This window comes from Nocardiopsis sp. FIRDI 009, from assembly GCF_003386285.1.
In the GTDB taxonomy this organism is placed as follows: domain Bacteria; phylum Actinomycetota; class Actinomycetes; order Streptosporangiales; family Streptosporangiaceae; genus Nocardiopsis.
Window position 1 is genome coordinate 107,997 of sequence record NZ_QPNC01000017.1, and the last position, 19,944, is coordinate 127,940.

Sequence of the window (19,944 nt, forward strand, 5' to 3'; positions counted from 1 at the left end):
CGCGGGAGCACTGCGCGCACGTCGAACTACCGGAGGTCTCTCCCGTCCGTCCGACGTCGGCACGAACCGACGGAACCGGGAACACGACACTGTGCTCCGTGATGACGGCTCCGCCGCGGCAGGGATACTCCCCTCACGTGACATACGAGGGTACCGGGGCACACCCCATGACATGCGTGCGCAACCCGGCCCACCCCCAGCATGTCATCAAACACCCACCGAGGGAAGCCGACGACGGGGTGGTGTTCACCATGCTCCGGGGTTCGCCGCCTCCCCGGGCCGCCCCCGCCGCCCCCTCAGGTCCCCCCACGCACCACCGCCGCGTACAGCCCGTCGGCCGCCGCCACCGCGTCCTCCTCCGTCGGCAGGTCCCGGGCCGCCGCCCTCGCGCGCACGCGCAACTCCTCGGCCAGCTCCGGTTCGTCCAACACCCGCCCGACCGCTGCCGCCAGGGCGCGCGGATCGCCCGGCGGCACCATGAGCACCGTCCCCGTGTACAGATCCGGGATACCCCCCACACGCGTGGCCACGACCGGCAGCCCCGTCCGCAGCGCCTCCATGATCACCAACGACGGCCCCTCCCAACGGCTGGGCAGGCAGAACACGTCCGCCGCCGCCAACAGGTCGGCCACGTCCGACCGGTGACCGAGCATGCGCACGTCCGCCTTCAACTCGGCCGCCGTGTCGTGCAGCTCCCCCCACAACGGCCCGTCCCCGGCGATCGCCACCACCGGCTCGGGCCGCCGATCGGCGATCGACGGCGCCGCGGCCAACAGGGTGTCCAACCCCTTCTGACCGGCCAACCGGCCGATGGTCAGCACCAACGGCCGCTCGGGGCGCACCGCCAGATCGGCCCGCGTGGCCTCACGGCCGTTCAACGGCTCCCCGACCGGGGGCGCCGCCACCACCGCCATCCGGGCCTGGCGCGCCCCGGCCGCACGCAGCCGCCGCACCAGGTCACCCGAGACCCCCAACACCACCCGCGCCCGCCGGGCCACGATCCGCTCCAGCACCGGATAGGCCGACGACAACGGCCCGGTGACCGACGGCGGCGCGTTGTGCGCCGTCACCACCAACGGAGAGACCCCCGCCAACGCGCACAGCGCCCCCGCCCGCATCCCGTGCGCGTGCACGACGTCCGCGCCGCCCGCCAGGGCGGCCAACCGCAACACGACCCCCGGGTCACCCAGCGACGGGGCGGCGCCGATCGGGACCGGCGCGAACCGGATCCCCGCCGCGGTGAACCCGAACGCCCGGTCGGCCTCGGCCGGGCCGAGCACCGCCACCCCGTGCCCACGCCCGCGCAGCCCCTCGGCCAACGACCGCACGTGCCGCCCGACCCCTCCGGTGCTGGTCCCGACCACCAGCGCGATCCTGAGATTCACCGCTCCGCCTTCCTGCCCTCTCGTACGCTCCTGACCCGGGTGGCCACCACCCGCGGCGCGGACGGGTCCACCACCGCGGCCACCACCGCGAACACCGCCAACCCGACCGATCCGGCCACCACCGCCGAACCCGCCGCCCGCCACACGTCGGCCACGGGCAGCGCCGCCGCGACCGTACGGCCCACGGCCCAACCCGCGACACCCCCCGCCAGGGACGCCACCACCGACCTGCCCACCCCCGCCAGCGCCGCACGCCCGTGCGCGTGCGCCGAACCCGCGCACAACAGGACCGCCGCCAGGGTGAGCCCCACCGTGACCGACGCGCCCTGCGCGGCGATCGTCCACTCCGGGGGCACCGCCCACACCAGGACGACCGCGCCCGCCATCACCACCGCCCACCCGGCGACCTGGGCGGCGGCCGCGCGGCGACCGTGGTGGGAGGCGTACAGCGCCCGACTGACCAGAGCCACCAGACCGAACCCCACCACGCCCGGAGCGTAGGCCACCAGCGCCCGCTCCAGCGCCAGCGGATCCTGCCGCGCGAAGACCGCCGCGACCGGGACGGCGGCCGCGGCCAACGCGGTGCCCGCGGCCGCCGTCGCCACGACCGTGACCCGGGCCGCACCGGAGACCAGGACACCGAAACCCCGGCGGTCGCGGTCGGCGTGCGCCACCGCCAGAGCCGTGAAGGCGCTGGTGGCGACGGGAACCGCGATCACCCCGTAGGGCAGGGTGAACAGGGCCCAGGCGTAGGTGTGCAGCACGGCCGCGCCCGCGCCGGCCCCGTGGTTGGCCAGGGCCACGAACAGCAGCAGGCACACCTGCATGGCCACCAGGGGCAGGAGGGAGGCGGCTGCCAGCGCCCGGACCCGCTCGCCCACCCCGGGCGGGAACGTCAGGCACGGACGGAGGCGCACCCGCAACCGCGTCATGGGACCCAGCACGGTGAGGAACAGGGCGGCCACCCCGGCGGTCGTCCCCACTGACAGCGTGAGCTCGGCGGCCAGGGACAACTCCCCCACCTCCCGCCGACCCCCGGCCCCCAAGGGGACGAAGACGAGGTAGGCGGTGATCACCACGAGGCTCGACACGAGCGGGGCCAGGGCGGGCGCGAGGAAGCGGCGGTGGGCCTGCAGGACCCCGTACAGGACCGCCGCCAGGCCGTAGAAGACGATCTGGGGGGAGAACACGACGAGCATGCGCGCGGACAGGTCGAGCAGGTCGCCGTGGTCGCAGCCGCTCACCGACCCCAACATGAGCGCGGTCGCGGGAACGGCCACGGCGGCCAGCAGCGCGGACAGGGGCACGGCCAGCAGCAGAACCCAGGTGACCAGCGCGGAGACGGTGTGACGCACCCGCTCCTGGTCGCCCCGCCCCACGGAGGACGCCAGGACCGGCACGACCATCGCGCTGAGCGCTCCGCCGATGACGATCTCGAACAGGACCGCGGGCAGCTGGTTGGCGGTGACGTAGGCGGTGCCCAGGCAGGTGTCGCCGACCGTCCGGGCGAACACCACCGTGCGCCCGAAACCCGCCAGCCGCGCCCCGACGGTGGCCAGCGCGATGACCGCCGCCGCCGTACCGACGGCGCGCCTCACCCCGGGGCCGAGGGCGACGCGAGACACCGTGCTCCCCTCACACGCACCTGCCCCACCGGTCGAGACGGCGCAGGACAGGCACACGGTCGATGACACGGGAGAAACTGGTGCGCTCACTGGCCAGGGTCAGCGCGACGGCCCCGCCGAGCAGCGCCAGGCGCACCGGGCGGGGCGCACGGGCCGCCGCCGCCACCCCCAGAGCGGCCCCGAGCGCGTTGGCGCCCGCGTCACCGAGCATGGAGCGTTCGGCCAGGTCCTCGGGGAGCAGCGCGACCGACGCCCCCACCACCGGGCCGACCAGCGGCGCGGCCGGGGAGGCCAGCGCCGGGGTCGCGGCCAGCACCGCGAGCTTGGCCGCGCGGCCCGGACGCAGGTCGAACAGGTTGACCAGGTTGGCGCTGGCGGCGATGAGCGCCCCGTCCAGGAGCGTGTCGGCCGCCGACCGGCGCAGCAGGGCGGCCGCGGCCACCCCCGTGGCGCCGATCCCGACCATCTTGAGCAGGCCGGTGGTGACACACCCCCGGGACAGCGCCCCCAGGTGACCGCGCAGTCCACGCGCGGCGGGCGATCCGGACAGGTCGTCGTAGGCGCCGAACGCGGCGGCCCCGGCGGCGGCCAGGGCGCAGGAGGCCCGCACCCGCGGGGTCAGCCCCGGCGTGACCAGGCTGGCGGCGCACACACCCGAGGCGAGCGCGGGCCCCTCCTGGAGGGTGACGGTCCGGCCCCGGAAGTTGATCCGCTGCCACGGGTTCGGGTGGGGCTGCCGGGGCCGGGTGAGCAGCGTGTAGGCGGCACGGGCGGCCACGCCCCCCGCCACGGCACCGACCAGGCCCTGGCCGAGGGCACGCCCGGAGCCCGGGAGGACGTCGGCCCGCCTCCGACCGCCGAGGACCGCCAAGAACGACAGGCGCGGCATCACCGACCTCACTCCCCCGCCCGAGCGGCGTGGCGCGCCTCGCCCGGCGGGCGCTCGCCTTCCGCGTCGTCGGACCCCCGCTCGGAGGAGTCATCCTCGCTGGACCTCGGTTCGGGCAGCGGGTCGGGGACGAACCCCACCACCCCCTCGCCCACTCCGTAGGAGGAGGCGGGCCCCTCCAGGCTCGCGGCCAGGGCCAGCACGGTGATCACGTCACCCATCGGGCGTCCGGCCAGGTCGACGGTGGTGAAGGCGGGCTCCTCGGCCCGGGCCCGGGCGATGAGACCACCAGGCTCGGCGGAGGTGACGTCCCCGGCCAGGACCGTGGGCCCGACCTCCTCGCGCAGGGCGGCCACGAACGCGGTCAGGGCGATCTGGGCGATCTCGGAGTCCCCCTCGGAACCGAACTCGGGCGCGACCACGACCACCGCGTCGGCGGCCCCGGCCGGGTCCCCGTGGAACTCGACCAGACCGCCCTCGGCGAAGGCGGCCAGCACCGCCTCAGCCGTCCGGTCCTCGGTCTCCCCGTCCCCGGTTCCCTCCTCGTCCCCGTCCTCGCCCTCCTCGTCCCCGGCACCGGTCTCCTTCCCATCCCGGTCCTCGTCGTCCCCGTCCCCTTCGGAACGCGTGGCGCGGGCCAACGCCCGCCCCAACTCCGTGCCCGCCCGGTCGTGGGCGCCCCCGGTGAGCCGGTCGGGGTCCCGCGCGACCTGGATCGCGAGCTCTCCGACGAAGGTCGCCTTGTCCCCGTCCACCAGGTCCGGAGTCAGACCGAGGCGTCCGACGACCTCGCCGTCGGCCTCCTCGATCCGGTCGGTCAACGCCGCGACCAGGTCACCGTCGGCCCCCGGGGCGGCCACCACGACCACGCCCACACCGTCGAGTCGACGGTCGAGCACATCCTCGGACGCGACCTCGGCGAACGTGTCGGCCACCGCACCGACGCGCTCGGCCTCGTCGCGGTCGGCGCGCAGCCGCTCGCTCTGACCGCGCAGGTCGGCGGTCTCCGACTGGAGGGTGTTGAGCAGCGGGTCCTGGAGCATGGTGGTGCCCAGGACGAGCCCCACGGTGAGCGCGAGGAACACCGCGACGATGGACACCAGGTGGTAGCGGAAGTCGATCACGTGAACAGCCCTGCCATCCAGTAGGAGAACGCGTCCCAACGCGCCGCGAGGAAGGTGAGGTAGACCTGGCCAGCCGGGGAGCTGTAGGCGGCGACGACGATGGTGAGCAGGCAGGCGGCCACCAGGCCCAGCAGGGCCCACGGAGAGATGCGCGAACGGTAGAGGCGGCTGACCCCCTTGGCGTCCACGAGCTTGCCGCCCACCCGCAGGCGGGTGAGGAACGTACTGGCCATCCCCGAGCGCCCCTTGTCGAGGAACTCCTCCAGGGTGGCGTGGGTGCCGACGGCCACGATGAGCGCGGCGCCCGCCCCGTCGGCCAGCATCATCGCCACGTCCTCGCTGGTCCCTGTGGCGGGGAAGACCACAGCGGTGTGACCGAGGTCGGTGAGCCGGGACAGTCCGGGGGCACGGCCGTCACGGTAGGCGTGGACGACCAGTTCGGCGCCGCTGCCCAGCGCCCGGTCGGAGACCGAGTCGAAGTCCCCGACGATGATGTCAGGCCGGTAACCGGCCTCCATGACCGCGTCCGCTCCCCCGTCGACGGCGATGATCACCGGCCGGAACTCGCGGATGTAGGGGCGCAGGGCGGCGATGTCCTCGCGGTAGTGGTAGCCGCGGACCACGATGAGGGCGTGTCGTCCCTCCATACTGGTGGTGATGGCCGGTATCCCGACTCCGTCGAGCAGCAGGTCGCGCTCGTGCTGGAGGTAGGCCATGGTGTTGGCGGCGAAGGCCTCCAGCTGGGTGGCCAGGCCCGCGCGCGCCTCGGCCATGGCCGCCTCGACCGTCCCCGGGTCCTGGAGGGTGCCGCGGGCGACGACCTCGTCACCCCGGTAGAGGACGGCTCCGTCCAGGCGCAGGCGCTCACCGTCGCGCACCCGGGTGAACACCTCGGGGTCGACGTCGTCCACCAGGGGGATCCCGGCGGCGACGATCATCTCGGGACCCTGGTTGGGATAGCGGCCGCTGATGCTGCGGGCGACGTTGAGCACGGCCGAGACACCGCACCCGACGAGGGCCTCGGCGCTGACCCGGTCGAGGTCGACGTGGTCGATGACGGCGATGTCACCCGGATGGAGCCGTTTGGTCAGATTCTTGGTGCGGCGGTCCGAACGGACGGGCGCGACCAGCCCGGCGGGCGCGTCCCCCCGGGAGCGGCGCAACCGCAGGACTGTGGCGCTCAGCGCATCCGATACCTTCATCGATCGCATACTGTCAGAACTCACTTACTTTGAGTCATAACAGCTGGTCGATCGGCGTGTTCTCACCACCATGACGACCCGTCAGCCGACGGGAAACCCGGAACCCCAGCGGACCCCGCACCCGAGACGGGGCGAAGCCCGAACCAGGCCCCGCCGGTCGTCAGGCCGCCGGGTAGGCGCGCTCCGGATCGGCGTTGGTGAGCAGCTCCTCGGCGTGGGCCCGCCCCAGTTCGGAGTCCTCCAACCCGGCCAGCATGCGCGACAGCTCCCGGACCCGGCCGGCACGGTCCAACCGGACCACACCGCTCTCGGTGACCAGCCCCTCGGTGGACTTCTCCACCACCAGATGGGCGTCGGCGAAGGCCGCGACCTGGGGCAGATGGGTGACCACGATGACCTGGGCACGCCGGGCAAGACGGGCCAGACGGCGACCGATCTCGACGGCCGCCTTGCCCCCCACCCCCGCGTCCACCTCGTCGAAGACGAACGTGGGCACCGGATCGGCACCGGCGAAGACCACCTCGATGGCCAACATGACACGGGAGAGCTCACCGCCGGAGGCCCCCTTGTGCAGGGCCAGCGGAGGCGAACTCGGGTGCGGCGCCAACAGGAGCTCCACGTCGTCACGCCCGTGCGGCCCGAACTCCGCGCCCGTCTGGATACGCACGCTCACCCGCGCGTGCGGCATCGCCAACGCGGTCAGCTCCTCGGTGACGGCCGCGCCGAACCGCTCGGCCGCCTCGGTGCGGATCCGCGTCAACTCCCCCGCGGACTCCTCCATCCGGGCGTACAGTTCGTCGGCCTCGGCCCGCAACGCGTCGATCCGCTCGTCATCGCCCTCCAGCTCGTTGAGCCGCTTGGCCGCGTTCTCCGACCAGGCCAGCACCTCGTCGGTGGTCTCCCCGTACTTGCGGGACAGCTGCGTGAGCAGGGCCCGACGCTCCTGCACCGCCGCCAGACGGGCCGGGTCGGCGTCCACCGACTCGGCGTAGGAGGCCAACTCCGTCGCGGCGTCGGAGATGATGTAGGACGCCTCATCCAACCGGTCCCCGATCACGCCCAGCCGCGCGTCGTGCTCACGCACCGACGACACCGCCTGCCGGGCCGCCGAGAGCAGACCGACCACGTCGACCTCCACGTCGGAGGCCGGATCCCCGACCAACGCCTCGTGCGCGGTCGTGGCCGCCACCCGCAGGCTGTCGGCGTGCGCCAGACGGGTCTCCTCCGCCAGGAGCTCGGCGTCCTCCCCGGGCTGCGGCTGCGCGGCCTCGATCTCCTCGACCCCGAACCGCAGCAGATCGGCCTCCTGGGCGCGCTCACGGGCGCGCTGCACGATCTCCTCCAACTCGGTCGAGACCTCGCGGTGGCGCCGGTAGGCCGCCGTGTACCGCTTCAACTCCTTGGCCAGCTCCGGACCGGCGAACCGGTCCAGGGACGAGCGCTGACGGTCGGCGCGCAGCAGACGCTGCTGGTCGGACTGGCCGTGCACCGCGACCAGGTCGTCGGCCAGGTAGGCGAGCAGACTCACCGGGGCCGACCGGCCCCCCAGCGTCGCGCGCGAACGCCCCTCCGCCGACACGGCGCGGGTGAGGATGAGAACGTCGTCGTCGATGTCGCCCCCGGCCTCCAGAACGCGCGAGGCCACCCGGCCGTCGCCGGGAACCGTCAGACGGCCCTCGACGACCGCCCGGGGAGCGCCGGGGCGCACACGCTGGGGATCGGCCCGTCCGCCGAAGAGCAACCCGAGCCCGGTGACGACCATGGTCTTTCCCGCACCGGTCTCGCCCGTCACGACGGTCAGTCCCGGTGACAACTCCAGAACGGCGTCATCGATGACCCCGAGTCCCTGGATGCGGACTTCCTCCAGCACCGAACCCTCTCCTGATAGTTGACGCCTGTGCGTTCACACGCGCGCCGCACGCGCGCACGCGACGTGCCAGAACCGTGTCCTGGATCAGCGGTCGCGTTCGCCCCGCCCGCGCCAGCCCGCGACCGGCAGACCGAACTTGGCCACCAGCCGGTCGGTGAACGGCGCCCGGTGCAACCGGGCCAGCCGAACCGGCGTGTCCGCACGGGTGATCTCTATCCGTGCCCCGGCGGGCAATTCGACCATACGCCGTCCATCACACCAGAGCACCCCCGGAGCCGTGTCCGGCAACACCTCCAACGCGACCGTCGCCCCCGGGCCCACCACGAGCGGGCGGGCGAACAGGGCATGGGCGCTGAGCGGGACGACCAGCATCGCGTCGACGTCGGGCCAGACCACGGGCCCTCCGGCGGAGAAGGCGTGCGCGGTGGACCCGGTGGGGGTCGCGACCACCACACCGTCACAGGTCCAGCGGGACAGCGGACGGTCGTCGATCTCCAGGACGGCCTCCAGGATGCGGCGGGCCTCGCCCTTCTCCAGGGTCGCCTCGTTGAGCGCCCAGGTCCGCACCGGAGGCGCCCCGTCCCCGCGACCGCCGTTGAGAACCGCCACGTCGAGGGTCATGCGCTCCTCGACGACGTAGTCGCGGTCGACCACACTCTGCACGGTCGCCCCGAGATCCTCGCGTTCGGCCTCGGCCAGGAAACCGACGTGCCCCAGGTTCACACCGAGCAGGGGGGCGCCCGCCGGACGCGCGAGCTCGGCGGCGCGCAACAGGGTGCCGTCACCACCGAGCACCATGACCATCTCGACACCCTCGGCGGCCTCCGCGGGTTCGACGGCCTCGACCGGCGCCAGGGAGCACCCCTCGACCGCCAACTCCTCGACCTCGCCCTTGAGCATGCGCACCGTCAGCCCGGCCCGGGTGAGGCTCCGGTGGACCAGGCGGGCGCTGCGGATCGCCGCGGGGCGACCGGTGTGCGCCAGCAGGAGAACACTGCGTCCGCTGGTCATCGCCGTCCCCTCACGTTGGCTCCCCGACAGGGAGTCGGATGCGGGCCGGGAGCGGTCGCTGACCCGGCCGGGTCACGTTACCGGACACCGAGGACACGGTGCCACGCGGTCAGCGGGGCCCCTCCTCGATCGCTCTGGCCAACCGGTCGGGGTCCAGGGGCGGCGCCCCCGCGCGCATCCACAGGAAGTACTCGACGTTGCCGGAGGGGCCCGGCAGCGGACTGGCGGTGACGTCCACGGTGCCCAGGCCCAGACCGAGCGCGTGCTCGGCGACACGGGTGACCGCCTCGGCGCGCAGGGCGGGATCACGAACCACCCCGCCCGCCCCGACCCGCTCCTTGCCGACCTCGAACTGGGGCTTGACCATGAGGACGAAGTCGGCGTCGGGGGTGACGCACTCGCGCAGCGGCGCCAGGACCAGGGTCAGCGAGATGAACGACAGGTCACCCACGACCAGGTCGGGACGGGGCTCACCGATCTGCTCGGGTGTGAGTTCGCGGACGTTGCACCGCTCCATCACACGCACCCGCTCGTTGCTGCGCAGGGACCAGGCGAGCTGCCCGTAACCGACGTCGACCGCCGTGACGTGCGCGGCCTCACGGCGCAGCAGCACGTCGGTGAACCCGCCGGTGGAGGCGCCCGCGTCCAGCGCGTGCCGACCGGAGACGTCCAGGGCGAACGCGTCCAGGGCGCCGATGAGCTTGTGGGCGCCCCGCGAGACGTAGGGCGGTTCCTCCGAGGGGGTGCGCACGACGATGGGCTGGTCGGTGCCGACCTGGGTGGCGGCCTTGGAGGCCACCATCCCGGCCACACGGACGTAGCCGCCCTCGATGATCTCGGCGGCGTGGCCGCGGGAGCGTGCGTGCCCGCGGCGGACGAGTTCCGCGTCGAGCCGACTGCGTTTTGCCATGGTCACCTAGGATACCGGGGGCCGGCGGGGGCCGTCCGCGTCCTGGTCCAGAGCACCGAGCACCGTGGACAGCTCCTGGTGCAGGGAGTCGAAGACACCGACGTGGTCGGCGGTGGGCAGTCCGTCCAGCGCGGACAGTCGCTCACGCGTGCCGGCGAGGGTCCGTTCGGCCAGCGCGGCGGCCTGTTCCGTGGGGTCCGTCATCACTCTCGCCTCCTCGTGCGGACACTACTTCTTCGCCGTTCCCTTGCCCTTGGTCGTCCGTTTGGCCGCGGTCCCCTTGCCGGTCGACCGCGAACGGCTGGACCGAGTGGTCGACTTCGCGGAACCCTTGGCCGTGGACCGGCCCTTGGAGCTGGTCCCCGCCGCCTTGGCGGGTTTGGACCCGGCCTCCGCACGATCCTCCGGGGTGTCCGGCTCCTCTGAGGTGTCCGGCTCCTCCGGGGAGGCGCCCTGGGCAGCGGAGGCGGAGCCGCCGGCCGCCGAAGGCGCGGTGTCGGTGGTGTCGGCGGAACCCTCGGCAGCGGGTTCGGGCCGCGGTTCGGCACCGTCCTCGTCACCGGCGGGAGCCACCCGCGTGTCCACGGCGCCCGTGGCGGGACCGGAAGCGGACTCCGGGACGGCGGCGACGGGCGCGGCGACGCGCTCGGGGACCTGGTGGCGCGCGGCCAGACGGCGTTCGAGTTCGGCGACCCGGCGGACGAGGCGGTCGTGCTCATCCCGGGGGACGACGTCCATCCGCTCCAACTGCCGCTCCACCTCGGACCGGACCAGAGCGGCGATGGCGGCACGGTTGGCCTGGCTGGTCTCGATGAGCTCCCCCGCCAGGGCCTGGATGCTCTGGCCGACCCTCGGCGGCAGCGCCTCACCGCTCGTCCGCTCCGGGGCGGCGGTACCGTTCGCCCGCAGCAGTGCCTTGGCCGCGGCGACGGCCTCCTTGCGCGACAGTTCGGTGAGGCCACTGGCGGCATCGAGATAGGTGCGTACCGCGTCGACGACCATGTTTCACGTGCTCCTTGATGGGACCGCGGGAGGAAGGGCAAAGGAGGAGCGCGCACGGGGCGAGAGAGCCACTGCGCGACGTGGGGGGTGCGCGGTCAACGCTACCGGGGCGCGGGCCCCGATGGCGCGGGAACCCGTGAGGCGGCGCCTTTCGTCCCGTTCGCGACGCAGCCACCGCACCCGCACCGGAGTAGGGCATCATGTGGCCATGAGCAGCATCGAGGCGTGCCTGGCCGGCATCGCGAGGGTGAACGAACGCATCCTCGCCCAACCCGAGTCCGAACGCCGCAAACACATCCGCGAGCGTTCGGTCAGCGTCGTGGTCCCGGACCTGTCCACGGTGTTCGACATGCGACTCACCCTGAACGGCCTGGTGGACGTCACCCACCGCCCCGCCGACCAGGCCGCCCCCTCCCCCCAGGTGCGGGTGACCGTGGACAGCGCCGACCTGGTCGAGTTGGCGGAGGACCGGATGGACTACGCGCGGGCGCTGCTCACCCGCCGGGTCAGGGTGGACGCCAGCGTCGGCGACCTGCTGCGCATGCGCCGACTGATGTAGCCCGCCCACCGGCGCGGACCGAAACGGTGACCGGGCGCCCCGGGCACCCGGCACACCCACGGCCAGGGGTGAGGGAACTGCTCTCACCGGCGGCCGGGAAGCCGCCGCGGAAGATCGCCCGCCCGTTCGTCGCCGACCGGCCCACGGGTGTGTCGGTGCGCGACCGGCTCAGGGGCCTCACTCCACAGGACGAGACGGTCCTGCTCGCCGTGGGCGAGCACATGGGCCGATCCGCCTCCACTGATCCGGCGGCGCCGTGACGGCCTGGAGCACTCCACCCACATCTGGGCCGCCCGTAAGCGGGACCCGACCGCCCGGTCCTCATCCCGGTGGACGGGTCCGGTCACCTCCCACACCCACGACCAGTGGGGCCTGCGGCCGGGCCGCGGACACGATCCGACGGCGCTGGACGCGGACGGAAGGCGGTGGACCGGAACACCCGAGACCGTTCGGAGCGTTCGGCTGAGCAGGTGTGACTCATGCTCGGCTTTGAGGAACGGTACCGTTCTGGGATGCCACGCCAACCTCTCGCACTGGCTCCCTTCCGAGGGCTGCGCTACACGGACCTGGACATCGGGCGGATCCTCGACTCCGGTGAGTACGGTGTCGCCCACCTCCTCGCCCCTCCCTATGACGTCCCGGACCCGGAGGAGACCCTCGAACTCCTGCGTTCGGACCCGCACAACGCCGCCCGCCTCACGGTTCCCTACCAGCTGAACCTGACGATGCCCGGAAGTTGCGGGGGACGGCCCGCCCGGTTCATCTACGAGAATGCGGCCGTCCGCCTGAACACGTGGATCGACGAGGGAGTGCTGGCCCAGGACCCCGAGGACACCCTGTACGTCTACGAACAGGTGACCGCGGCCGGTGTCCGTCAGCGCGGACTCATCGGGGCCCTGGACCTGCCCTCGGCCACCGAGCCCGGCCCCGTCCGGCCGCACGAACAGGTGGACCGGATGCCCGTGCTCGACCGGTTCTGGCTGATGAGGAGTACCCGCGCCAACCTCGAACCGATCTTCCTGCTCTACCCCGGAGGGAACGGCGCTACAACCCGGGTCACGGAGGACGCCGAGCGGCGTGGAACACTTCTCGTCGACACCCGTACCGCCGACGGAACCCGACACCGGCTCTGGGCCCTGACCGACCCGGCGGCCCACTCCGAGATCGAGGCCGACCTGGCGCCCCGCACCGCGCTGATCGCGGACGGTCACCACCGGTACACCGCCTACCAGCGCATGCACGAGCTCGGCGGCGACCCGGGATGGGCGTACGGACTGGCCTACCTCGTGGACAGCGACACCCACCCCCCGACCCTGGGCGCCATCCACCGGGTCGTGCCCGCGCTGTCCGCCGACCGGGCGGTCGCGTCCGCACGGTCGGTGGCCCGGGTCGAGCACCTGGGCAGCTCCTCCCTCGCCGACGCCGAACGGGCTCTCGCCAAGGCGGACCACCCCGTCCTGCTCCTGGCCGACCCGCGCGGCGGTTTCCACCTCGTGTCCGATTTCGACCCACGACCGCTGGCGGAGGCCACCCCCTCGCGCTCGGACGCCTACCGGGAACTGCCCACCACCGCGCTGCACCACCTGCTCCTGCCCCTGTGGGAGCGCCCCGACCACGACCTGCGCATGGTGCACGACGACGCCGCCAGGGCGATCGAGACCGCCCGGCAGGAGGAGGGCACCGCCGTCATCGTGCCCCCGCTGCGCGTGGAACAGGTGTACGCGGTCGCCGAGCGCGGCGAACTCACCCCGCGCAAGTCCACCTCGTTCGGGCCCAAGCCGCGCAGCGGCCTGGTCATGCGTGTCCTGCCCTGACCCTCGCCGGCCGGACCGCAGGGCGCCCCGGACCGCCACACGCCGCCCGCGGTGCGGGAGGGTGGCGGTGAGCCCTGGAAGAGCGCCTCGGAACGGGGCCAGAGGCGGGATCGGTGTTCCGGCCCCGACCGGGAGCCCGGTGCACGCCGTGCCCCCCGGGACACGACCGGCGTGACACCCCCGAACGGTGCCCCCGCGCCCCAGCCCGCCTCCGCCCGTACCGCGTCATCCCCCACCGTGAAGAACCACCGGACGAAAGCCGAACGCCCCGTGACCCTCCCACCACCCACGCACACCCGACCCCCCTTGACCCGGTCCTCCCTCGTCCGAGACCTGGCCGCCCTCGGCGTCGAGGCGGGCGACACCCTCCTGGTCCACTCCTCACTACGCTCCCTCGGCTGGGTGTGCGGTGGGGCGCCGACCGTGGTCCGCGCCCTGGCCGACGTGGTCGGCGCAGATGGAACCGTCACCGCCCCGACCCAGACCATGGACAACTCCGACCCCGCGACCTGGACGAACCCACCCGTCCCCGAGTCCTGGTGGCCGATCATCCGGGCCGAGGCGCCGCCGTTCCACCCGGCGGTGACCCCGACCCTGGCCATGGGACGGATCGCGGAGACCCTGCGTACGTGGCCCGGCGCGGTGCGCAGCACCCATCCGCAGACCTCCTTCGCCGCCCTGGGCCGCCGGGCCGGACGGCTCATGGCCGAACACGCGGAGGACTGCCGCCTGGGCGATCGCTCCCCGCTCGCCGCGCTGGAACGGGCCGATGCCCGTGTCCTGCTGCTCGGGGCGGGATACGCGTCCTGCACCGCCTTCCACCTCGCGGAGTACCGGACACCGCGCCCCGCCGTGGAGGAGTTCTCCTGCGCGGTCCTGACCTCCGACGGGCGGCGGGCATGGGTCACCCACACCGACGTGGCCTTGGACCCGAGCGACTTCGACCCCCTGGGGGCGGCCTTCGAGGGCACCGGCGCCGTGACGACGGGCCGGGTGGGGGAGGCCGCGGCACGGCTGTTCTCCCTGCCGCGGGCCGTGGAGTTCGCGACAGGGTGGCTGACCCGGAACCGGTGACGGGTGCGACGCAGCGCACACCGGGGACCGGCGGACCCGCCCACCCCGGCGGCCGTAGCCTGGACACGTCCACTCCCACCGCACGGAACGGGTGCCCCGCCATGTCCCTGCTCGCCGCCGACCGCCCGCTCTCGGAACTGCACGACGCGATGCTCCTCGACCTGGACGGTGTGGTCTACATCGGTCCGCGCGCGGTGCCGAGCGCCCCGGAGGCCGTGGGCAAGGCACGCGCGGCGGGGGCGCGGGTGGCGTTCGTGACCAACAACGCCGGACGGACCCCCGCCCGTATCGCCGAGCACCTCACCTCCCTCGGCGTCGCGGCCGTACCCGAGGACGTGGTGACCTCGGCCGAGGCCGCCGCGCGGGTGGTCCGCGACCGGTTCCCGGCCGGATCGGACGTGCTCGTGGTGGGGGACACCGGGCTGCGCCAAGCCGTGCGGCGGATGGGGCTGCGGCCGGTCACCGTGGCGTCGGAGTCGGTGGTGGCCGTGGTGCAGGGGTACGCGCGCGTGATCTCCCGCGACCTGCTCGACCAGGGCTCGCTCGCGGTGGCCCGAGGTGCGCTGTACGTGGCGAGCAACGCCGACGCCACGGCGCCCAACGAGTGGGGGATCACCCCGGCCAACGGCTCCTTCGTCCGGGTCATCGCCCACGCGACCGGGGTGGAGCCGATCATCGCGGGCAAACCCATGCGTCCGCTGCACGAGGAGGGCATTCTGCGCACCGGAGCCAGGAACCCCCTGATCGTCGGCGACCGGCTGGACACCGACATCGAGGGCGCCGCGGCGCACGGAGCCGCCGGGATGCTCGTGCTGTCGGGGGTGGCCACGCCGTTGGACGCGCTGGCCGCACCAGCGCACCAGCGCCCGCGCTACCTGGCCTGGGACGTGTCGGGAATGAATCAGACACATCCGGCCGTGGTCCGGGAGGGGACCCGGACCCGGTGTGGAGGGTGGACGGCCGTCACCGACGGCGGCGAACTCCGTCTGGAGGGGGCGGGAGACCGGTTGGACGGCCTGCGCGCGCTGTGCGTGGCGGTGTGGTCGGACGAGACGGTGGACCCGACCGGCCCGTCCGCACGCGAGGCGCTGGCACACCTGGACTGGTGATCCGATCACCGGCCCTCCCCCTTCTCCCCCGCCCGCTCCGCCGTGCGCGCCTCCACCTCGTGGACGGTGCGCACCCCGTCGCCGACCCGCCGGCTCCGCCTGCGCAGAACCCCCGTCATCTCGACGACCTCGCCCACCCGCACGCGCCACACAGACCCGCCGGGTGGCGATCCGGTCCCCGCTGGGCGGCTCCCGCGAGGGTTCGGCGGTGATCCGCTCCGCCACGACGATCTCGTTGCGGTGCCCCGGGGTGGTGTCCTGCCGCATCCGCCGTCCTTCCCGAAGTGTGCTGACTCCAGGCTCACCCGACCGGGACCGGAGGGAAAGCCCCACCCCGAACCTGTGGACAACTCCCCCCTGCTCCGTCCCGCCGGGGACCGCCTGCCCTAGAGTCGGTGGTCTCAGCCGCGCGACCGGACAGGAGTGCCCGTGGACGTGAACGACCTGCCCGAGGGGATCACCCACCTGGGTGACGACGTCTTCGCCATCGACACGATGCTCGCCGGATACCCGGGTGTGGTCTCGGCCTACCTGATCCGGTCCGAACGGCCGTGCGTCGTCGAGGTCGGCACCGCCGGTTCGGCGCCCGTCCTGCACCGTGCGATCTCCCACCTGGGGTTGGCCGCCGAGGACCTGGCGACCATCGTCGTCACGCACATCCACCTGGACCACGCGGGCGGCGCCGGGGACATGGCCGAGGTGTTTCCCGACGCGGAGATCGTCGTCCACGAACGCGGCGCCCGGCACCTGGCCGACCCGAGTCGGCTGATGAACAGTGCCGCGATGGTCTGGGGCGACCGGTTGGAGACCCTGTTCGGACACATGCGGCCCACCGAGGCGACCCGGATCCGCGCGGTCGGCGAGACCGGGGAGATCGACCTGGGCGGTGGCCGGCGTCTGGTGTCGCACTACGCGCCCGGACACGCCAAGCACCACATGGGCCTGGTCGACACCGCTACCGGCGACCTCTACGTCGGCGACGCCCTGGGGGTGTACAACCCGCTCACGGGCGACGTCCGCCCGGCGACCCCGCCCCCGGACTTCGATCTGGACGCGTGCCTGCGCACCCTTCGGCTGTTCGGAGACATCGAACCGCGGCGTCTGATGTTCTCCCACTTCGGTGCCGCGGAGTCGGTTCAGGAGACGATCGAGCGCGCGGAGGCCGAGCTGCGGACGTGGGTGGAGACCGTCCGCGAGGCCCACGGCACCGTCGGCGACCTGGACCACGCGATCGCCATGGTCCGCGACAAGGTGATGACCCGGTACGCCCCGATGCCGGACCAGGCCGCCGGTGTCCTCGACACCCTCGCGGGGGCGGAGACCAACGTGTCCGGCATCGTGCACTGGTTGGACCGGTTGGAGGCCGAGCGGGCCGCGGAAAAGGACGTGCGGCCCGAGGGGTGACAGCACTAGGGTCACCCGGCATGACGATCCGAGAGCTCACCGCCGACGACGTCCCCGGCGCCCACCGCCTCCTGAGCGACGCCTTCCCCACTCTGGTCCTGTCCGAGGAGGCCGTGCGCTGGCGCCTCGAACACGGATCCCCCGGCGCGGACAACCGCGCCCTGGTCCGTGTACGGAACGGCCGGATCACGGGACACGTCCGTTCGGTGCTGCGCGACGGGGTCGGGACCACCCTGCTCATCGCGAGCGACGACGGGCCGGGCACGGACCTGTTGGCCGCCTCCGAGCGGAGTCTGGTCGAGCGGGGCGCCCGAAGCCTGCGTGTGACGGTGGCCGAGGAGGGCGTACAGCGCGGCGGACGCTCCCTCCTCGCCTTCCTGGAGGGCGGCGAGGTGGTCGACACCCACCAGATCCTCGGACTCGACCTCCGCGACCTGCCGAACCTTCCGGCCGCGCCCCTCGGCGCGGAGCTGCGTGCGTGGCGCGAGTTCGAGCCGCGCGCGCTGTACGAGATCGACCGGCTCACCAACGAGGACGAGCCGGGAGAAGCCGCCGCCTTCCCGTCCTTCGACGACTGGTACGCCGACACGTGGGGACACCCGCTCTCCGACCTGGACCTCAGTCTGGTGCTGCTGATCGACGGCAGGCCGGTGGCCATCACCTGTTACGTCTCGGACCGGAAGGCTCGGATGGAGTCGGCGATGACCGGTACCCTCCGCGAGTTCCGTGGCCGGGGGCTGGCGGGTTACGCCAAGACCGTCGCCCTGCACCGCGCACGGGAGTGGGGCTTCACTCACGCCTACACGGGCAACCACACGGACAACGCGCCCATGCTCGCGATCAACCGGAGTCTGGGTTACCGGCTCGTGGGCAGCGAGCACGTGTTCGTCAGGGAAGTCCCAGTTCCGTGAGCAGGTGGGCGTACAGGCCGTCGGACCACGAGAGATCCTCGGGCAGGGAGGCGAACTCCCGTACCTCGACGGTCTCGAAGTCACCGCTCAACGGCGCGATATCGACGACCTGGGCGCTGGTGACCACGGTGACGTGCCCGCTGGCCAGGACGTAGTACCCCAGGACGGACACCTCGCCGAGGGTGGCTCCCGCCTCCTCCCGGGCCTCACGCACGACGGTGTCGTGGACGTCCTCCCCGGGTTCGGCGTGTCCACCGGGGAACTCCCAGGCCCGGTCCCGGTGGCGCACCATCAGCAGCCGGTCGCCCCGCAGCGTCAGGCACACCACCGAGTCGTGGGACTCGGGCAGCACCCCCAGGTGCACCCGAGCCCCACCGAGCGGTCTCAGTCCCGCTCCTCGTCGTCGGCTTCCTCAGCTTCCTCGGCGTCCGTCCAGACGATGCCGTCGTGGTCGACGTCGACGAGTTCGACGCCCTCCAGGAGCGCGAGGCGCTCGTCCGCGTCGGTGACGCCCTCACGGTCCACCGCGGACGCCCTCGCGAAGTACTCGCGGGCGTCGTCCTCGCGGCCGAGCGCCTCCAGGACGTCAGCGTAGGCGTAGAAGAGCCTGGCGATCCACGGCCGTGCGCGGCGCTCCTTCAGTTCGGGGACCTGGAGTTCGGCCAGGGCGGCCTGGAGGTCGCCCATGTCACGTCGGGCTCCGGAGGCAACGATGCGCAGTTCGATCCGGTCGGCGGCGTCCAGCTTCTCGGCCGCCGGGTCGTTGCCGATCTCCAACGCTCGCTCGGGCCTGCCGAGGCCGCGCTCGCAGTCGGCCATGATCGCCAGGAAGTTGTCCCGTCCGCTCATGCGGCGGGCGGCGCGCAGGTCGGCGAGGGCCTCCTGCCACTTGCCCACGGTGTAGGCCGCGACACCCGACGCCTCACGGACCCCGGGCACACGCGAAGCCTTGCGTCGGGCGAAGGCCGCGTGCCCGTAGGCCCGCTCCGGGTCCTCGTCGAGCAGGAGACCGGCGGCGACGATGTGCTTGCCCACGAGTTCGGCCAGGGACTTCGGCAGAGAGTTCAGGTCACGCCGGGTCTCCGGGTCCAGCTGCTCGTAGGTGGCCGCCTCCGGCAGCGGCGGTGCGACATCCGCGGGGTCTCGGTCGCGATCCCGGGCTCGGTCATCCCGACGCCACTGGTCACGGCCGCCCCGACGGTCGTCGCGACCCCGGTAGCCGCCACGGTCGTCACGACGGTCACCACGGAAACCACCCCGACGATCATCACTCCGGTCGCGGTAACCGCCCCGACGGTCGTCGCGACGGCTCTCAGGCCGGTCACGGTCGTCACGGCGGTCGTCGCGACCCCGGTAGCCGCCACGGTCATCGCGACGGTCACCACGGAAACCACCCCGACGATCATCACGCCGGTCGCGGTAACCGCCCCGACGGTCGTCGCGACGGCTCTCAGGCCGGTCACGGTCGTCACGGCGGTCGTCGCGACCTCGGTAGCCACCACGGTCATCGCGACGGTCACCACGGAAACCACCACGGTCATCGCGACCCCGGTAGCCGCCACGGTCGTCACGGCGGTCACCACGGAAACCACCCCGACGATCATCACTCCGGTCGTCGCCGCGGCCCCTCTCGTCCCGGGAACCGCCGTAGCCGGAACGGGAGCGGGATCCGTCGCCGCGTCCCCGACCATCGGGCCTCCCGGAGCGGCTGCCGCTACGGTCGTTGGCTCCGGAATCCTCGCGGTCTCCCGATCGGCTGTCCTCAGTCATCAACCCGTCCGTCAACATTCAAAAGCGCCGCCAGCGTAGGGTGCGGCAGCGCATCAAGTATTTGTACCCCCCAGCTTACGGTATCTGTACCCCCGTGATGCCCTCTCCAGGGGTGACCAGTCCCCCACCACCGAAGGTTCCGTGAGGTCACCACACCTGGCTGGGAAGCTTCTTCCTCGACCTCTGGATCCACACCCCCAGCCCGAGCAGCACTCACCCCAGGCGTGTTTCACAATCGCACAAGCCCGCGCACAAAAAAGAAGAAGAGGGCCACCCACAACAGGC

20 protein-coding genes are annotated in these 19,944 nt (G+C 73.1%); 7 read left to right on the top strand and 13 right to left on the bottom strand.

Features of this window, described 5'->3' with window-relative positions; translation table 11 throughout:
- Positions 1-296: 296 nt before the first annotated feature.
- The 10 genes from DVR05_RS15200 to DVR05_RS15245 all read right to left on the bottom strand — a co-directional run bounded on the left by DVR05_RS15200 (position 297) and on the right by DVR05_RS15245 (position 11,018).
- A complete protein-coding gene (locus DVR05_RS15200) occupies positions 297-1,385 on the bottom strand; it encodes a glycosyltransferase family 4 protein (protein ID WP_116246539.1) in 1,089 nt (362 codons plus the stop codon).
- Positions 1,382-3,010, bottom strand: a complete 1,629-nt coding sequence (murJ, locus tag DVR05_RS15205; protein WP_232832153.1) for a murein biosynthesis integral membrane protein MurJ — start codon at positions 3,008-3,010, stop codon at positions 1,382-1,384. The genes DVR05_RS15200 and murJ overlap by 4 nt, the downstream gene beginning before the upstream one ends.
- 10 nt (positions 3,011-3,020) lie before the next feature.
- A complete protein-coding gene (locus DVR05_RS15210; RefSeq protein ID WP_369974543.1) occupies positions 3,021-3,899 on the bottom strand; it encodes a hypothetical protein in 879 nt (292 codons plus the stop codon).
- Positions 3,900-3,907: 8 nt separating this feature from the next.
- A complete protein-coding gene (locus DVR05_RS15215; protein WP_116246541.1) occupies positions 3,908-5,023 on the bottom strand; it encodes a copper transporter in 1,116 nt (371 codons plus the stop codon).
- The gene (steA, locus tag DVR05_RS15220; RefSeq protein ID WP_198659198.1) at positions 5,020-6,225 is read right to left on the bottom strand and encodes a putative cytokinetic ring protein SteA; all 1,206 of its coding nucleotides are present in this window, start codon (positions 6,223-6,225) and stop codon (positions 5,020-5,022) included. The genes DVR05_RS15215 and steA overlap by 4 nt, the downstream gene beginning before the upstream one ends.
- 160 nt (positions 6,226-6,385) lie before the next feature.
- On the bottom strand, positions 6,386-8,095 hold the full coding sequence (gene recN, locus DVR05_RS15225) for a DNA repair protein RecN (protein ID WP_116246542.1): 1,710 nt from the start codon (positions 8,093-8,095) through the stop codon (positions 6,386-6,388).
- Between the two features lie 84 nt (positions 8,096-8,179).
- Positions 8,180-9,106: an NAD kinase gene (locus DVR05_RS15230; RefSeq protein WP_116246543.1), complete on the bottom strand. Its 927-nt coding sequence runs from the start codon at positions 9,104-9,106 to the stop codon at positions 8,180-8,182.
- 109 nt (positions 9,107-9,215) lie between these two features.
- Positions 9,216-10,016, bottom strand: a complete 801-nt coding sequence (locus DVR05_RS15235; protein ID WP_198659199.1) for a TlyA family RNA methyltransferase — start codon at positions 10,014-10,016, stop codon at positions 9,216-9,218.
- A 6-nt stretch (positions 10,017-10,022) separates the two neighbouring features.
- Entirely contained in the window at positions 10,023-10,220 is a 198-nt protein-coding gene (locus tag DVR05_RS15240; protein ID WP_116246545.1) for a hypothetical protein, read from the bottom strand.
- 24 nt (positions 10,221-10,244) lie between these two features.
- Positions 10,245-11,018 carry a membrane fusogenic activity family protein gene (locus DVR05_RS15245; RefSeq protein ID WP_116246546.1) on the bottom strand — a complete coding sequence of 258 codons (774 nt, stop codon included), beginning with the start codon at positions 11,016-11,018 and terminating at the stop codon, positions 10,245-10,247.
- A gap of 208 nt (positions 11,019-11,226) precedes the next feature.
- Between DVR05_RS15245 and DVR05_RS15250 the strand changes: the two genes are divergently transcribed.
- The 7 genes from DVR05_RS15250 to DVR05_RS15285 all read left to right on the top strand — a co-directional run bounded on the left by DVR05_RS15250 (position 11,227) and on the right by DVR05_RS15285 (position 17,889).
- Positions 11,227-11,577, top strand: coding sequence for an SCP2 sterol-binding domain-containing protein (locus DVR05_RS15250; RefSeq protein WP_116246568.1), 351 nt, complete (start codon positions 11,227-11,229; stop codon positions 11,575-11,577).
- A 68-nt stretch (positions 11,578-11,645) separates the two neighbouring features.
- A complete protein-coding gene (locus DVR05_RS27050; RefSeq protein ID WP_198659200.1) occupies positions 11,646-11,837 on the top strand; it encodes a hypothetical protein in 192 nt (63 codons plus the stop codon).
- Between the two features lie 252 nt (positions 11,838-12,089).
- Positions 12,090-13,391 (top strand): DUF1015 family protein, encoded by a 1,302-nt coding sequence (locus DVR05_RS15260; RefSeq protein WP_116246547.1) that lies wholly within the window; start codon positions 12,090-12,092, stop codon positions 13,389-13,391.
- Between the two features lie 306 nt (positions 13,392-13,697).
- Positions 13,698-14,465: an aminoglycoside N(3)-acetyltransferase gene (locus tag DVR05_RS15265; RefSeq protein ID WP_232832155.1), complete on the top strand. Its 768-nt coding sequence runs from the start codon at positions 13,698-13,700 to the stop codon at positions 14,463-14,465.
- Positions 14,466-14,566: 101 nt separating this feature from the next.
- On the top strand, positions 14,567-15,574 hold the full coding sequence (locus tag DVR05_RS15270) for an HAD-IIA family hydrolase (protein ID WP_116246549.1): 1,008 nt from the start codon (positions 14,567-14,569) through the stop codon (positions 15,572-15,574).
- A gap of 429 nt (positions 15,575-16,003) precedes the next feature.
- Complete coding sequence (locus tag DVR05_RS15280) at positions 16,004-16,978, top strand: MBL fold metallo-hydrolase (RefSeq protein ID WP_116246550.1); 975 nt, start codon at positions 16,004-16,006, stop codon at positions 16,976-16,978.
- Between the two features lie 20 nt (positions 16,979-16,998).
- On the top strand, positions 16,999-17,889 hold the full coding sequence (locus DVR05_RS15285; protein WP_116246551.1) for a GNAT family N-acetyltransferase: 891 nt from the start codon (positions 16,999-17,001) through the stop codon (positions 17,887-17,889).
- Here the strand turns inward: DVR05_RS15285 and DVR05_RS15290 are convergent.
- The 3 genes from DVR05_RS15290 to DVR05_RS27060 are packed head-to-tail and all read right to left on the bottom strand — an operon-like array spanning position 17,867 to position 19,493.
- Positions 17,867-18,253, bottom strand: a complete 387-nt coding sequence (locus DVR05_RS15290; protein WP_116246552.1) for an NUDIX domain-containing protein — start codon at positions 18,251-18,253, stop codon at positions 17,867-17,869. The genes DVR05_RS15285 and DVR05_RS15290 overlap by 23 nt on opposite strands.
- 20 nt (positions 18,254-18,273) lie before the next feature.
- Positions 18,274-18,924 carry a hypothetical protein gene (locus DVR05_RS27055; RefSeq protein ID WP_232832156.1) on the bottom strand — a complete coding sequence of 217 codons (651 nt, stop codon included), beginning with the start codon at positions 18,922-18,924 and terminating at the stop codon, positions 18,274-18,276.
- Positions 18,925-18,953: 29 nt separating this feature from the next.
- Positions 18,954-19,493, bottom strand: coding sequence for a hypothetical protein (locus tag DVR05_RS27060; RefSeq protein ID WP_198659202.1), 540 nt, complete (start codon positions 19,491-19,493; stop codon positions 18,954-18,956).
- Between the last annotated feature and the right edge of the window lie 451 nt (positions 19,494-19,944).

Coding starts and splice junctions, on each gene's coding strand:
- DVR05_RS15245 (WP_116246546.1), bottom strand. CDS start 11,018: ATGGTCGTCGACGCGGTACGCACCTATCTCGATGCCGCCAGTGGCCTC.
- DVR05_RS27060 (WP_198659202.1), bottom strand. CDS start 19,493: ATGATCGTCGGGGTGGTTTCCGTGGTGACCGCCGTGACGACCGTGGCG.
- DVR05_RS15270 (WP_116246549.1), top strand. CDS start 14,567: ATGTCCCTGCTCGCCGCCGACCGCCCGCTCTCGGAACTGCACGACGCG.
- steA (WP_198659198.1), bottom strand. CDS start 6,225: ATGAAGGTATCGGATGCGCTGAGCGCCACAGTCCTGCGGTTGCGCCGC.
- DVR05_RS15235 (WP_198659199.1), bottom strand. CDS start 10,016: ATGGCAAAACGCAGTCGGCTCGACGCGGAACTCGTCCGCCGCGGGCAC.
- DVR05_RS15250 (WP_116246568.1), top strand. CDS start 11,227: ATGAGCAGCATCGAGGCGTGCCTGGCCGGCATCGCGAGGGTGAACGAA.
- DVR05_RS15260 (WP_116246547.1), top strand. CDS start 12,090: ATGCCACGCCAACCTCTCGCACTGGCTCCCTTCCGAGGGCTGCGCTAC.
- DVR05_RS15210 (WP_369974543.1), bottom strand. CDS start 3,899: ATGCCGCGCCTGTCGTTCTTGGCGGTCCTCGGCGGTCGGAGGCGGGCC.
- DVR05_RS15240 (WP_116246545.1), bottom strand. CDS start 10,220: ATGACGGACCCCACGGAACAGGCCGCCGCGCTGGCCGAACGGACCCTC.
- DVR05_RS15285 (WP_116246551.1), top strand. CDS start 16,999: ATGACGATCCGAGAGCTCACCGCCGACGACGTCCCCGGCGCCCACCGC.
- DVR05_RS15230 (WP_116246543.1), bottom strand. CDS start 9,106: ATGACCAGCGGACGCAGTGTTCTCCTGCTGGCGCACACCGGTCGCCCC.